Origin of the sequence: Bacillus cihuensis, assembly GCF_000504145.1 — a bacterium.
Taxonomy (GTDB): Bacteria; Bacillota; Bacilli; order Bacillales; family DSM-1321; genus Peribacillus; species Peribacillus huizhouensis.
Genome location: NZ_KI632495.1, coordinates 1,861,051 through 1,873,922 on the forward strand (window position 1 = coordinate 1,861,051; position 12,872 = coordinate 1,873,922).

Sequence of the window (12,872 nt, forward strand, 5' to 3'; positions counted from 1 at the left end):
TCCACTATTCCTACGATAACTAAAGTCTACCACAATTTCCTCTTTCACAAAAATGCTACTTTTTCTGATTTTTTCGTTTAAGTACAATTGATACTAATGCAATATGGAAGGGAGCACTTTTAACACATGTACTAGCATAGTTTTGCCTAAGCAATTTACAACATAACTAAGCATAATCCTGCATGTAGGCAATATTATGCTCATTTAACATGACAAGTTATGTTATATTTTGATGTTTTTTCGTTAATATTATTGGCAACATTCGACTGACCGAATACGATACTATAATCACATATCGCTTCAACATCATTTCGATCATGTGTGACCATAATACAAGTCATATTGGCTTTTTTCAATATTACCCCAAGTTCCTCCCGAATCGACCCTTTTAAATCTGCATCTAAGTTACTAAATGGTTCGTCCATTAACAACACATTCGGCTTCGGGGCAAGCGCTCTAGCAAGAGCAACCCTTTGTTGCTGACCTCCACTTAATTCATGTGGGTATCTTTTCTCAAAATTCCCCATTTGAACAAGCTCGAGCATCTCTTCTACGCGCTGCTTCCGATCCTTTCGAGGCATGCGGGATAATCCAAAAAGAATATTCTCCTTTACCGTCATATGAGGAAATAGAGCATAGTCTTGAAAAACCATTCCCACCCCTCTTTCCTCTGGATGAATAAATATACCTTCACTCACAACAGTAGTACCTGCAATTTTAATAGCACCTTTTATCGGCATTTCTAATCCTGATATCAAGCGGAGTAATGTGCTTTTTCCACTACCACTTTGACCTAAAATGCCCACAATTTCCCCTTTCTCTATTGAAAAAGAAAAATCAGAAATCACGGGATCTTCTTTACGAGAAAATGAAAAAGTGAGACCTTCAATTTCAACAATACTCATTGTTTCACCTTCTTACCAATCATTTGAAAAATAATTACAGATAACATACTAATCGCAATGATTAAAAGCGATGAAATAGAAGCCTCATATATTTGCTCATCGTTTGCATATTGATAAGTCTTTGTTGCTAGCGTTTCAAAATTAAAAGGCCTCAGCAACAAGGCTAATGGCAATTCCTTGCAAATTTCAACAAACGTTATGAGAAATCCACTAATTAGAGACCCTTTAATTAAAGGCAGATCAATTCTAAAGAATGTTTTTGTCACACCTAGTCCAAGTATTCTTGATGCTTCCATGTACTTCGTTCCCACTTTCTCAAACCCCACTTCAATTGCATTAAATCCAGTAGCCATAAAACGAATGAAATAGCCAACGATTAACATGATTAAAGATAAACTTAACATAAGAGGTGCTTCACCGAGCCCCATTAAAGAGTATATCGGTGCGAGCCATTTATCAAGTGAGATAAAAATAGCTAGTACACCAATCGCAATAATCGGACCAGGAATTGAATAACCGGAAGTTACGCATTTTGAGATAATGAAAGAAAATGAAGAATGAGATCGGCAGACGTTTGCGACAACAACAGAAAGTATAAGAATCATCAATGTAGAGATTACGGCAACATAGACGGTTTGATAAATTAATGTAAAAAATGAAGGGTCCCAAATTTTATAAAATGTCATTTTTGCCCAAGCAATTAACTGTAAAAACGGAATGAGAAATCCTAATAGAAACACGACACTGCAATACATAAAGGCAGATAGCCCAGCAAGTCCCTTCAGCTTCACAGGTACAAGCGGCCTCGATTTATTGCTCAAATGATAACGTCGTCTCTGTCTAAGCAGTCTTTCTAAAAAGAAAATTCCAACGATGATAACCATCAACCACGCAGCAAGTCTCATTGCAGAATTCACATCGTACATCCCGAACCATGTTTGAAAAATAGCTGTTGAAATGGTATGAATCCCCAAATAGCTAGTAACTCCATAGTCACCTAACACTTCATAGATTACTAAAACGATACCTCCAACAATAGCAGGCCTTGATAAAGGAAGTACTACTTTATAAAAAACAGCTAATGGTTTACGTCCTAACAGTCTGGCATTCTCTATATAAGATGTACTTTGACTTTCAAGAAATGCTCTTGTAATCATGTATACATAAGGAAATAGAAAAAGGGTGAAAATAAAAACTGCTCCACGTATTCCCGAAACTGTAAGCATTTCAGCATTAATCTGATAATCAAAATGATTCCTTAACGTTGTTTGAACCACACCCGTATAGCCTAGCATAGTTCGATACGTGTAAGCAGCAATAAAAGTCGGGATTGATAGCGGCAACATTAATCCCCAACGGAAAAACCGTTTTAGTGGAAAATCATATGCTGCAATCAACCATGCCAAGGTTACACCTAAAAAGGACGTAAAAATACCTGTCAGGACCACAAGTATGATCGTGTTTGTGACATAATTTTTTAGCAAGTATTGACGAATTTGAAACCAATTTTCATTAGGTTCTTGAAATATAGAAGAGAAAATAAAAAGGACAGGCAGTAGAATAACTACTGCCCCAACTAAACTTATGATCCACCATCCGTTAAACTCTTTTTTAATATTACGTTTAATTAAATCTGCTCTCATATTACTTCCAGTCCGTTTTATTAAAGATTTCGATCGCCTTTTTATTATGCTCACCTAGAGTATCAAAATTTAGTTCTTGCATTTTGAAGTCTCCCCAGCTCTCTAGCAATTCAGGTTTTTTCGCATTAGGATTTACTGGAAACTCATAATTATTAGCTGACATAAATTCTTGAGCCTCAACGCTTGTCATATACTCAATCAGCTTAGTCGCATTTTCTTTATTCTTGCTGTGCTTCGTCAAACCAATTCCGCTAATATTCACATGAGTACCATTTGTTTCTTGGTTCGGGAAAAAGACTCCGATACTATCAGCAACCTTTACTTCTTCTGGATCTTCAGAGTTTGCTAGTAAACCAACATAATAAGTATTCATAATGGCAATATCACCAGTACCTGCAGCAATTGCTTTAGCTTGGTCACGATCACCACCATCTGGCTGACGGGCAAAATTGTTTACTATTCCTTTTGCCCATTGTTCCGCTTTTTCTTCACCGTTTAACTCAATAAAGGAAGCAAGTAATGATTGGTTATATAAACTTGTTGAAGAACGGACTAACAATTTCCCCTTCCATTTCTCACTTGTTAAATCCTCATATGTTGACAATTCTTCAGGTGCAACCCTGTCTTTCGAATAGGCAATAATACGTGCTCTTGTTGCTAACCCTACCCATTGATTATCTACATCACGAAGATTTTCGGGTACGTTTTTATTAATAATGTCTGATGAAACTGGTTGCAGAATATCATTTTGCTTAGCATTTGCAAGGACTCCACCATCTACTGTAACAAATAAATCAGCTTCTGTGCTTGCACCTTCTCGCTTTAATCTCTCAATAAGTTCTTCCGCTTCCCCTTTTACAACATTTACTTTAATGCCTGTTTCTTCTGTGAATTTCTTGTAAATCTCTTCATCTACTTCATAATGTCTTGCCGTATAGATATTCACTTCTTGATTTTCATTTGTTTTAGGTTTTGATGCTTCATCTTCCCCTTTTGAGTCAGTTTGATTTGTACTACTACAACCAGCTAGACCAATCGTTAGTACGGTACTAACGAGGAAAGGCTTAATTAATTTTGAAAAATTCATAATTTGCGTCCACCTCTGCTATTAATTTAACAAGAATGATATTGATAATTATTATCAATTAATACATTTTTATTCTACTTACTCGTACTACTAATGTCAACAAATAATTTTATATTTAAAATAATTTTGTATTATCTAATTTTTATATTTTTATGACTTGATTTAATTCACTTGATTTCAAAATAATGCTCTATTCTTGAATCAGGGGTAGAGGTAATAACATACAAATAAAATCCACGTTTTATTAAAATTTCTGACCTTCAAACAGAGTGATCCTCTTCATTCATTTAATCGAGTTCGCGCAACGAAAAAAAGGTCTGCCATTAGCAGCCCCTCGTATTTAGAGATCCTTCTATTAATAACTGCCTGTGTTCACTTTTGCAGGACGACTTACAGGTTCAGATAATGCTTTTCCTGCATCATCTAATAAACCGCCTTTTCCTTGTACAAGCACTTCCACGCTTTCAATGTCTTTTTGTTCAGTTAACGAAAGGACAAGCGTGTCAAGAACATCTTTAGAAATCTTCTTCTCTTTGAAACTTCCTAGAATATTTTCATTGAAATTTAAAGTAACTTTCCCATCTTCATTTTTCGGCTCTTCAATTAAAGCAACATCATCCATGAAACCTGAAAGCAGGCTTGAAGCAAGTCCTGGTCCTTTTACAAGCTCATTGACCGCTGCCGTGATTGTATCTGTTTTCGTATCTTTAACCCTTTTGGTTACCGGAACATAATAGTAACTACCCTCATCACCGCCAACATAATACACAGTAAGTGGCATCGTATTGGAAACATCCATAACATCTGACAAGTCGAAGTTAATCCCTACTGAACGGTTTAGACCATCAGAAATCGGTGTTTTATTTACCGGCATTTCGTTTAACTTAGTACCATTCATTTTTAATACCACTTTATCAACTGTATCGAATTGGGTTAAAGTATAAGTGATGGCTTGAAGAATTTTTAGTTCATCCTCTTTCTGATATGTAGCAAATTCCTTGGAAAAATCAGCAGTTGCTACACCTTCCTTAATATCCACACTAACATGTGTATCTGCAGGAATCACTGCTCTGAAGCCATTTGGCAGCATCTCAGAGACTGGTCCGTTTGCGACTAAATATTCAAGCGCTTGTTGAGCAACTGCTGTATTTGAAGGAAGCTCCAGCGTTTGCGGTACGACAAACCCGCTTTTATCAATCAAATACAATTCAGTTTTAATCGTTTTTGTTGCTTTTTCTTTACTGTCAGTTTTCGCTGCTTCCTCGCCATTCACTTCTTTTAAACCCGATTCATCGTCTACTAATGTTACTCCTTCTGGCGGATCTATATTTGCTTTTTCTTTTGTACCGAACAGGCCGCAACCACCTAAAAAGAGCGAAGAAGCCAGAACAGTTGTGACAACTGATATTTTTGTTACGTGAGACATGGACATCCCTCCCAGGACAGTTTGTACTATTATTTATACGAGCCTTGGGAATTTATAGACCAATTTTTTTCAAAAAAAATAGAAGGCGCCACAAAAGGGTCTGCCTTCAAAAAAATTGATCGTATTTAAAACTGTAACCATTATGTCATAACCAACTCACTCTTAAGTCTCGAGTCGTCGATTAATCAATTTTCACCGTTTGGACAGTCCCTATTTTTTCACCAATCCAACTATAGGCAATGCTTTGGAATATTTCCTTAGATCCCGTCGTGAAAAATTGGTGTTTTGGTGTTTCATTACTTATATTCAACATATTATCATGTTGCAGGATAACGCTCGCTTCACGCGCCGTCTCTTCACCAGATGAAATGACTTTAATATTCCTTCCCATAAACCGACTAATTTCAGGTCCCAGTAATGGATAATGGGTACAACCTAGAACGAGCGTATCAATATTCGTTCTTTTTAAGGGCTGTAGCGTTTCAGCAATTACTTTTCTAACAATTGAACCATGAAATGCCCCGCTCTCCACGATTGGAACGAACTTCGGACATGCAAGGCTGTCAACTTTCACCCGATTATTAATCATGGCAAGCGCTTGATCATACGCCTTACTCGCAACTGTACCATTTGTTCCAATAATACCGATATGTAAATTCAAGGAAACCTTTAATGCTGCACGGGCACCCGGATAGATCACTCCGAGTACCGGAATCGGTAGCTCTGAACTAATTTCTTCGAGAGCTGCTGCTGTAGCCGTGTTGCATGCGATAATCAGCATTTTCATATCGTATTTCAAAAGATAACGTGTCATCTGCCAAGTGAATTTTTTCACATCTTCCATTGGACGCGGACCATACGGGCATCTCGCCGTATCCCCGATATATACAATATTCTCATTGGGCAGCTGACGCATAACCTCTTTCGCTACGGTTAAGCCACCAACTCCCGAATCCATAATGCCTATTGGTTGTTTCAAACATCTCGCCTCATTCTTATCGCATTTCTTGATGTAATTTTATTAAATTTTCTTTAAGTGTGGTGACTTCTTCACTTGAAAAATTCACTAAAACGTCTTGCAGATACACTTGCCGCTTCTTAATTACTTCATCTATAATCCTTTTTCCTTCTTCTAATAGATGAATTCTTACCACTCTGCGGTCCTTTTCATCCTTCACCCGTTGGACGAGTTCATTTTTTTCCATGCGGTCAATCAGATCCGTCGTTGTACTGAAAGCTAAATACATCTTAGCGGAGAGTTCCCCGATTGTCATATCTCCTTCTTCAAACAGCCACTGAAGAGCAATAAATTGAGGAGGCGTTATCTTATAATTCGTTAGCATTTCCCGGCCCTTTTGTTTAATTAAACCCGAAACATAACGCAGCTCTTTTTCAATTCTTGCCACATGCTCCACATGCGTTACTTCATCCATTTCTCACAACTCCCAACCACTTATACAAAACTTAGTAACTTTATTGTCTATGAAAAAAAGAGAAATTTCAAGAACCATTCTTCCCCAACAAAAATTAACAGCAATAACAAGCACCTTCATGAATTGAATCATTCATTATAGTGCTAGACATATTGCTGCTAACAGTTTGACAAAATGGTGATCTTTAAGCTTTTTTCCCGCATTAACGGGCAGTAACCCCACCTCAAGGCTTAGATGAATCGAAGAAGCATCGGTGGGGGATAACTTCCCGTAAAAGCCCGATTGGTGAGATACAGTGAAACTTACCGATGCGTGAGCAGAGGTTTAGTTGAACCAATCGGGTTCGTAGAGTCGTTTTATCGAAGCGGAGCGGAGATATTAGCGACTCTAGAACGGGACTAACAATCAGCGGGGGATGGAGAGCCCCCACAGATTGAAGTTTCACTTTATCAATCAACTCAGTATGGAATTGAGAATGCTTTAGAGCTTCAACTCTCCCATACGAAGGAGTTCAATGACTGCTTGGGAACGCCCTTTGACTCCAAGCTTTTGCATCGCATTTGAAATATGGTTTCGAACTGTTTTTTCGCTGATAAACAATTCACCTGCGATTTCTTTCGTTGTCTTATCTTGAACTAATAATTCGAATACTTCTTTTTCTCTTTTGGTGAGTAATGGCTTATGAGTGAATTCGTTCTCCTTCAAGTGTTGTAACCCTCCTTGCCTTCACCAGCATAAAAACCCGGAGTGGGTGTCTATTTAGTCATGTTATAGTATGACAAGTGAGGCAGGAAAGTGACTGTTCCGAGGCACGAATCGTGATTTTCTTTTGTATTTTTTATAAGCTCCAACTATTAGTATTTAAACTTTATAAAACCGACTTGATCACGGGTGTTTTGGTGGTCCACACATGATCTTTGGAAACACTTTTTACTAAGACTTCATTCTTCACAACTGTAATTCAAGAAATCAAAGTATTTTATTCTTCATGATGTGAATAAGTGATTGTAAATATCAAATTTGATGCGAATCGGTTTAAAATTATGTATACCTCATAACGAAAGGGTCAGACCCCGGCACTAATATACCGTTCAATTACCACTAATGAACAGTATATATTGAGCGTGATTAGACCCTTTTGAGAGACTTGAAAAATTTTCTTGTATGTTTTGGATTATTTAAACGAACCAAATATTTCTGCTTCTAATCTACGACCTGTAGGTGTTGCTGCTAACCCACCTTCTGCTGTTTCACGAAGTGCGGATGGCATGCTTTGTCCTATTCGATACATGGCATCAATCACTTCATCGCAAGGAATTCTGCTTGTGATACCAGCTAGTGCCATATCAGCTGCTGTTAGTGCATTAGATGCTCCCATCGCATTTCGTTTTACGCAAGGAACCTCGACAAGCCCTGCTACAGGATCACAAACGAGTCCGAGCATATTTTTCAAAGTGATGGCCATAGCTTCAGCAGCTTGAGTTGGCGTCCCTCCGGCTAATTCAACAATAGCAGCAGCTGCCATTCCACTTGCTGCACCGACCTCTGCTTGACAACCGCCAGCAGCTCCCGATATGGAAGCATTATTGGCCACAACGAAGCCGAATGCAGCAGACGTAAACAAAAATTCAATCATTTCCAGTCGTGTTGGGTGTAGTTTCTCCTTTACAGCGAATAACGTTCCTGGGACTACACCTGCAGAACCAGCGGTTGGTGTTGCACAAATGACTCCCATTGCTGCGTTCACTTCATTTGTTGCTACCGCTTTACTCACAGCATCAAGAAGCAAATTTCCAGAAAGCGCTTTACCCGTATGAATATATTGCTGTAATAAAACTGCGTCACCGCCCGTCAGTCCTGTAACGGATTGAACGCCTTTTAATCCTCGTTCTATCGCCTGTTCCATGACGGTTAAATTTGTATCCATCTTTTCTATTATTTTTTCCCTAGGCAGACCCGAGAAGCCCATTTCTTGTTGAATCATAATTTCAGCTATTTTAACTTGTTTACTTTCTGCTCGTGCGACAAGTTCAGCAACATTCCGAAACATCGTATCTCCCCATTTCTTATTTATCTATCATCGAAGTTGATCTAGGAGTTAAATAGGGCACTGGCCTTGATTCACTCTACCATTCGAATCACTTGAGTAATATTTGGCAAGTGTTCAAGTTCTGTTATGATTTTGTCATGAATCCTTTGGTCTACTTCAATAATCATTAAAGCCATTTTCCCTTTTTCTTTCCTGGAAACTTCCATGTGGCTAATATTAATTTCATGATCTGCCAAAACAGCTGTCACAGAGGAAATAAGTCCGAATTTATCATTGTGTACGACAAGTATAGCTGGATTCTCACCAGATAATTTAAGCTGAAATGAGTTTAACTCAGTAATTTCAATCGTTCCGCCACCGATTGAGATGCCAACAATCTCTACTTTTTTCGTTTCATCAAACAATTGTATTTTTACAGTATTAGGGTGGTCTGTAACGGTTTCTTCAACTGTGAATATGACCTCCATGCCCCATTCTTCTGCTAAGTTCAAAGATGTGGGGATTCGCTGATCATCGGTATCAAAATTTAATATTCCACCAACAACAGCAACATCTGTTCCATGGCCTTTATACGTTTTGGCGAAAGAACCATAGAATGAGATAATTGCTTTTTGCGGCTGTTTTCCTAACAGTGTACGAGCAACCCTACCAATTCGCGCAGCTCCGGCAGTGTGAGAACTAGAAGGCCCAATCATCACCGGACCAATAATATCAAAAGCAGATCTATACTTCATGGCACATAGCCCCTTCATCATTCATATAGAATCATTCAGTCGCTTCCTTCAGACTAAATGATAGCGTTTTCAAAATTCCGTTATTATATTTTTATGCCGCTTGATTTTCTTCTTTTGTTCTAATTTGAGAAACCGTTCTTATTTTGAAATTTTTAAATAGTAGAGAGCCAAGGAAACCTGCAGTTGCACCTGTAGCAGCACAAATCAGTGCGGTAATTGTAACTTTCATCGGATCATTAAACCCATACATAACAGCGAGGCCCGCAATCGGCGTTGCCGTACCCGTTGCATTGTTTACTAACCCAAACATCGATACAACAACCCCAGCAGCAGCTCCGCCGATAAAGTTCGTTATATAAACCGGAATTGGATTAGCTGAAATAATATCTGCCTGTGTTAGCGGTTCAATCGCTACAGCAATTGTCGTTCTTCTGTCCCCAAACTTCAAACGGTCGAATAAAACAAAATTCATAAAAGAAGAGCCAAATACAGCCAATGCCCCAATCGCCATCGGCAGACCGGTTAACCCAAGCATTGCAGTTAAGGCCATAGAGCTTAAAGGTGCAGTTGCTACAACCGTAATAACTCCTCCAAGAATAATCCCCATCAAGATTGGATTGCTGTTTGCTGTTTCGGTAATAATTCCACCAATATTCAATAATGTTGCATCCACTATTGGGTTCACCGTAACGGCAATGAAACGTACAAGAGGTGCTGCTATAATAATTGTTACGATCAGATCTAGACCTGCTGGTACTTTTTTCTCAATCACTAATACGAGGAAAGCGACTATATAGCCAGCGAAAAATCCCGGAAGTAATCCCAAACCAGCACAAGAAACGCCAAGTAACAAAGCATATACAGGAGAAACCCCTAATGCAAGAGCAACTAGAGCAGCCGCAGCAACACCGCCCATACTTCCAGCAGCATCTCCTACCTCCCCAAGAAAGGCAAAATTCAATAAATCGCCTCCGACATATCTCTGAAATGCCTCAACAAGAAATGCAGCCACTGCAGCATTAGCGAGCGCTCCCATCGCTTTCATACCTTTTGGAGCTTTAAAACTAAAAAATGAAAACAACCCTAGCACCAATAATAATAGTGCTGTTCCTTTAATAATTTCCATCTGCTGTTCCCCCTCGGTGTACGATTCATAGATTAATAATAGCTGTTACATACATTCTTCTCATGAATTTTTATTTTACTAACATAGTAAAATAAAAATGAAAGCCCTTTCAAAATCATGTTCATCATATCATATGAATTCATAGATTTACACTACTTTTTTGAATTCATTAAATATAACACTATTCAAAATATTATATATTCAAATAACATTATACTTGATGCAAGCGAAAGTATAAGTCCCTTTTGGGTAAGAATAAGGGGCTGACCTCGCACTCTATACACAGTTTTAAAACTACTTGTATATGTGATTGCGGGGACTGACCCTCTCGTTTAGAAATAATCTAGACTAGATCGACTTATTAAAACGTGCCCATCTTCTGTTTCATCTCCTCTGTCCATGCCACTGATTTTCCGGTTTTCTTACTGATTTGAACAATCGTACCACGACCTGTAAAGCACACTTTCCCTTCCTTCGTCCCCATATAATGAAGATCAACGGATGAATTTCCAATTCGTGTTGCTTTGACGTGAACATCTATGTCATCATCGAAAAACAATTGCTCGACAAAGTCACATTGTAGATCGGCGACAACAGGGATTTCCTTTGCCCCCTCGCCTAACCAATATTGCATAAAGCCGATCCTCTTAAAATATTCAATTCTAGCTACTTCAAAATACGTAAACGGAACCGAATTATTTACATGTCCAAACATGTCTGTCTCCGAAAAACGGACTTTAACCCGATGTTTAAATTGAAAGGATGATGCCCACTCCGTCATATTCTCAATATATCGTATTCTACTCATCCTGTTCACTCCCTTTCTCCCGCATTAACGGGCTTTATCCCCATCTACACTTCTTCCTGAAGTTTCACTTTATGAATGATTATTCATTCATATTATCTTTAAACATATTATTTTGAAAAGAATAAAGGATTCAATCCTTCTTTTCTTTTTTAATAATAACGTCACCTGTAACGATATCTTTTTCTTGTTTTTTTATGGAAAGGATTGCTGCCTGGCCGTCACTAGGTGAACCATCCGAGAAATACATCGGAAAAAGCGAAAAAAACATAATATAAAAAGAAAAATAAATAAATTGGTACCAAAAAATAGAATTATTTAATATATCTACAAATATAAGTCCATTGATAATAAATATGCTGATTAAATTGAACAGCGCTCCACCTAAATAAATCATCACACTTTTAAAAGGGTGATTGACTTGTAATTTATCAAACTCACAGTGTCCATTCCAAAAGTAATATTTTTTTATATCCATTTTCAAGATCGAAAATAATTTATTCCCGCAACCGAGTGTAAGCTTTTTCCCTTTACCACCGAATATTGCAGCACAGAATAGGTGTCCACTTAAATGAATAAACGTGACCATCGGCATGATGAGAAAAAAAGAAAAAATGAACTTGGTAACATCTGCTAAATCAAACAAACTATTACCTCCTACAGCGCAAGCCTTTCTTTTTGTTGTACTACTCTCTACCCAGTGCCAATCGTAAATAACTGGAAATTTTTCCTTGTCTGTTTTTGACGCATAAGTGGGAATTCAGAAATCTCCATAATGGGGATGCCCCCAAAAGTAAAGGGTCTAACCCCGCAACAACTAAATACAGTAAACGTGCCTAAGACACTATATACTGATTTAGAGTGCGAGGTCAGACCCTTATGAGACACCTCATTATTAGACTTGATCGCTCCCGAAGAAGTTACGGAATGATTGAAGTGTTGTATCACGGTTTAATGCAGCGATTGACGTAGTCAGTGGGATACCTTTCGGGCAAGATTGTACACAGTTTTGTGAGTTCCCACAGTTTGCTAGGCCTCCGTCTCCCATAATTGCATTCAAACGATCTGAACGGTTCATTTCTCCAGTTGGATGGGCATTGAATAGACGTACTTGTGAAAGTGCTGATGGTCCAATGAAGTCGGATGAACTGTTCACATTCGGGCAAGCTTCCAGGCATACACCACAAGTCATACATTTAGAAAGTTCGTACGCCCATTGACGTTTCTTTTCTGGCATACGAGGACCTGGTCCAAGATTATACGTTCCATCGATTGGAATCCATGCTTTTACTTTTTTCAATGAATCGAACATACGGCTACGATCCACCTGTAAGTCGCGAACTACAGGGAATGTGCGCATAGGGCTTAAGCGAATCGGTTGTTCTAATTGGTCGATAAGTGCTGTACAAGACTGTCTTGGCTTGCCATTGATCACCATTGAACAAGCTCCGCAGACTTCTTCCAAGCAGTTCATGTCCCAAGCAATCGGTGTTGTTGTTTTTCCGTCTACTGTTACCGGGTTACGGCGGATTTCCATCAGTGCAGAAATGACGTTCATATTTGGACGATACTCTAATTCAAAAGTCTCTGTATATGGAGCTGAATCTGGAGTATCTTGTCTAGATATTTCAAAACGTACTGTTTTTGTCTTAGTCTCAGCCAT

At 38.4% G+C, this 12,872-nt stretch carries 13 protein-coding genes; all 13 read right to left on the reverse strand.

What is annotated here, in order from left to right; all coding sequences use genetic code 11:
• Positions 1 to 200: 200 nt before the first annotated feature.
• The 13 genes from V179_RS28020 to sdhB all read right to left on the reverse strand — a co-directional run bounded on the left by V179_RS28020 (position 201) and on the right by sdhB (position 12,872).
• The gene (locus V179_RS28020; RefSeq protein ID WP_051404967.1) at positions 201 to 905 is read right to left on the reverse strand and encodes an ABC transporter ATP-binding protein; all 705 of its coding nucleotides are present in this window, start codon (positions 903 to 905) and stop codon (positions 201 to 203) included.
• A complete protein-coding gene (locus tag V179_RS0114715; protein ID WP_028392144.1) occupies positions 902 to 2,548 on the reverse strand; it encodes an ABC transporter permease in 1,647 nt (548 codons plus the stop codon). Before V179_RS0114715 ends, V179_RS28020 begins: the two co-directional genes overlap by 4 nt.
• 1 nt (position 2,549) lies before the next feature.
• Positions 2,550 to 3,635, reverse strand: a complete 1,086-nt coding sequence (locus V179_RS0114720; protein WP_028392145.1) for a Fe(3+) ABC transporter substrate-binding protein — start codon at positions 3,633 to 3,635, stop codon at positions 2,550 to 2,552.
• 355 nt (positions 3,636 to 3,990) lie between these two features.
• Positions 3,991 to 5,061: a GerMN domain-containing protein gene (locus V179_RS0114725; RefSeq protein ID WP_028392146.1), complete on the reverse strand. Its 1,071-nt coding sequence runs from the start codon at positions 5,059 to 5,061 to the stop codon at positions 3,991 to 3,993.
• Between the two features lie 181 nt (positions 5,062 to 5,242).
• Positions 5,243 to 6,040, reverse strand: a complete 798-nt coding sequence (gene racE / locus V179_RS0114730; RefSeq protein WP_028392147.1) for a glutamate racemase — start codon at positions 6,038 to 6,040, stop codon at positions 5,243 to 5,245.
• 16 nt (positions 6,041 to 6,056) lie between these two features.
• Positions 6,057 to 6,494, reverse strand: coding sequence for a MarR family winged helix-turn-helix transcriptional regulator (locus V179_RS0114735; protein WP_028392148.1), 438 nt, complete (start codon positions 6,492 to 6,494; stop codon positions 6,057 to 6,059).
• 480 nt (positions 6,495 to 6,974) lie between these two features.
• Positions 6,975 to 7,199, reverse strand: coding sequence for a helix-turn-helix domain-containing protein (locus V179_RS0114740; RefSeq protein ID WP_028392149.1), 225 nt, complete (start codon positions 7,197 to 7,199; stop codon positions 6,975 to 6,977).
• A gap of 469 nt (positions 7,200 to 7,668) precedes the next feature.
• A complete protein-coding gene (sdaAA, locus tag V179_RS0114745) occupies positions 7,669 to 8,544 on the reverse strand; it encodes an L-serine ammonia-lyase, iron-sulfur-dependent, subunit alpha (RefSeq protein ID WP_028392150.1) in 876 nt (291 codons plus the stop codon).
• A gap of 71 nt (positions 8,545 to 8,615) precedes the next feature.
• On the reverse strand, positions 8,616 to 9,278 hold the full coding sequence (sdaAB, locus tag V179_RS0114750; protein ID WP_028392151.1) for an L-serine ammonia-lyase, iron-sulfur-dependent subunit beta: 663 nt from the start codon (positions 9,276 to 9,278) through the stop codon (positions 8,616 to 8,618).
• A gap of 91 nt (positions 9,279 to 9,369) precedes the next feature.
• Positions 9,370 to 10,404 carry a PTS sugar transporter subunit IIC gene (locus V179_RS0114755; protein WP_028392152.1) on the reverse strand — a complete coding sequence of 345 codons (1,035 nt, stop codon included), beginning with the start codon at positions 10,402 to 10,404 and terminating at the stop codon, positions 9,370 to 9,372.
• A 361-nt stretch (positions 10,405 to 10,765) separates the two neighbouring features.
• Positions 10,766 to 11,212, reverse strand: a complete 447-nt coding sequence (locus V179_RS0114760; protein WP_028392153.1) for an acyl-CoA thioesterase — start codon at positions 11,210 to 11,212, stop codon at positions 10,766 to 10,768.
• Positions 11,213 to 11,342: 130 nt separating this feature from the next.
• Entirely contained in the window at positions 11,343 to 11,855 is a 513-nt protein-coding gene (locus V179_RS28025) for a hypothetical protein (protein WP_034301208.1), read from the reverse strand.
• A 249-nt stretch (positions 11,856 to 12,104) separates the two neighbouring features.
• Complete coding sequence (gene sdhB / locus V179_RS0114775; protein WP_028392154.1) at positions 12,105 to 12,872, reverse strand: succinate dehydrogenase iron-sulfur subunit; 768 nt, start codon at positions 12,870 to 12,872, stop codon at positions 12,105 to 12,107.

Coding starts and splice junctions, on each gene's coding strand:
- V179_RS28020 (WP_051404967.1), bottom strand. CDS start 905: ATGAGTATTGTTGAAATTGAAGGTCTCACTTTTTCATTTTCTCGTAAA.
- V179_RS0114715 (WP_028392144.1), bottom strand. CDS start 2,548: ATGAGAGCAGATTTAATTAAACGTAATATTAAAAAAGAGTTTAACGGA.
- V179_RS0114720 (WP_028392145.1), bottom strand. CDS start 3,635: ATGAATTTTTCAAAATTAATTAAGCCTTTCCTCGTTAGTACCGTACTA.
- V179_RS0114725 (WP_028392146.1), bottom strand. CDS start 5,061: ATGTCTCACGTAACAAAAATATCAGTTGTCACAACTGTTCTGGCTTCT.
- V179_RS0114735 (WP_028392148.1), bottom strand. CDS start 6,494: ATGGATGAAGTAACGCATGTGGAGCATGTGGCAAGAATTGAAAAAGAG.
- sdaAA (WP_028392150.1), bottom strand. CDS start 8,544: ATGTTTCGGAATGTTGCTGAACTTGTCGCACGAGCAGAAAGTAAACAA.
- sdaAB (WP_028392151.1), bottom strand. CDS start 9,278: ATGAAGTATAGATCTGCTTTTGATATTATTGGTCCGGTGATGATTGGG.
- V179_RS0114755 (WP_028392152.1), bottom strand. CDS start 10,404: ATGGAAATTATTAAAGGAACAGCACTATTATTATTGGTGCTAGGGTTG.
- V179_RS0114760 (WP_028392153.1), bottom strand. CDS start 11,212: ATGAGTAGAATACGATATATTGAGAATATGACGGAGTGGGCATCATCC.
- sdhB (WP_028392154.1), bottom strand. CDS start 12,872: ATGGCTGAGACTAAGACAAAAACAGTACGTTTTGAAATATCTAGACAA.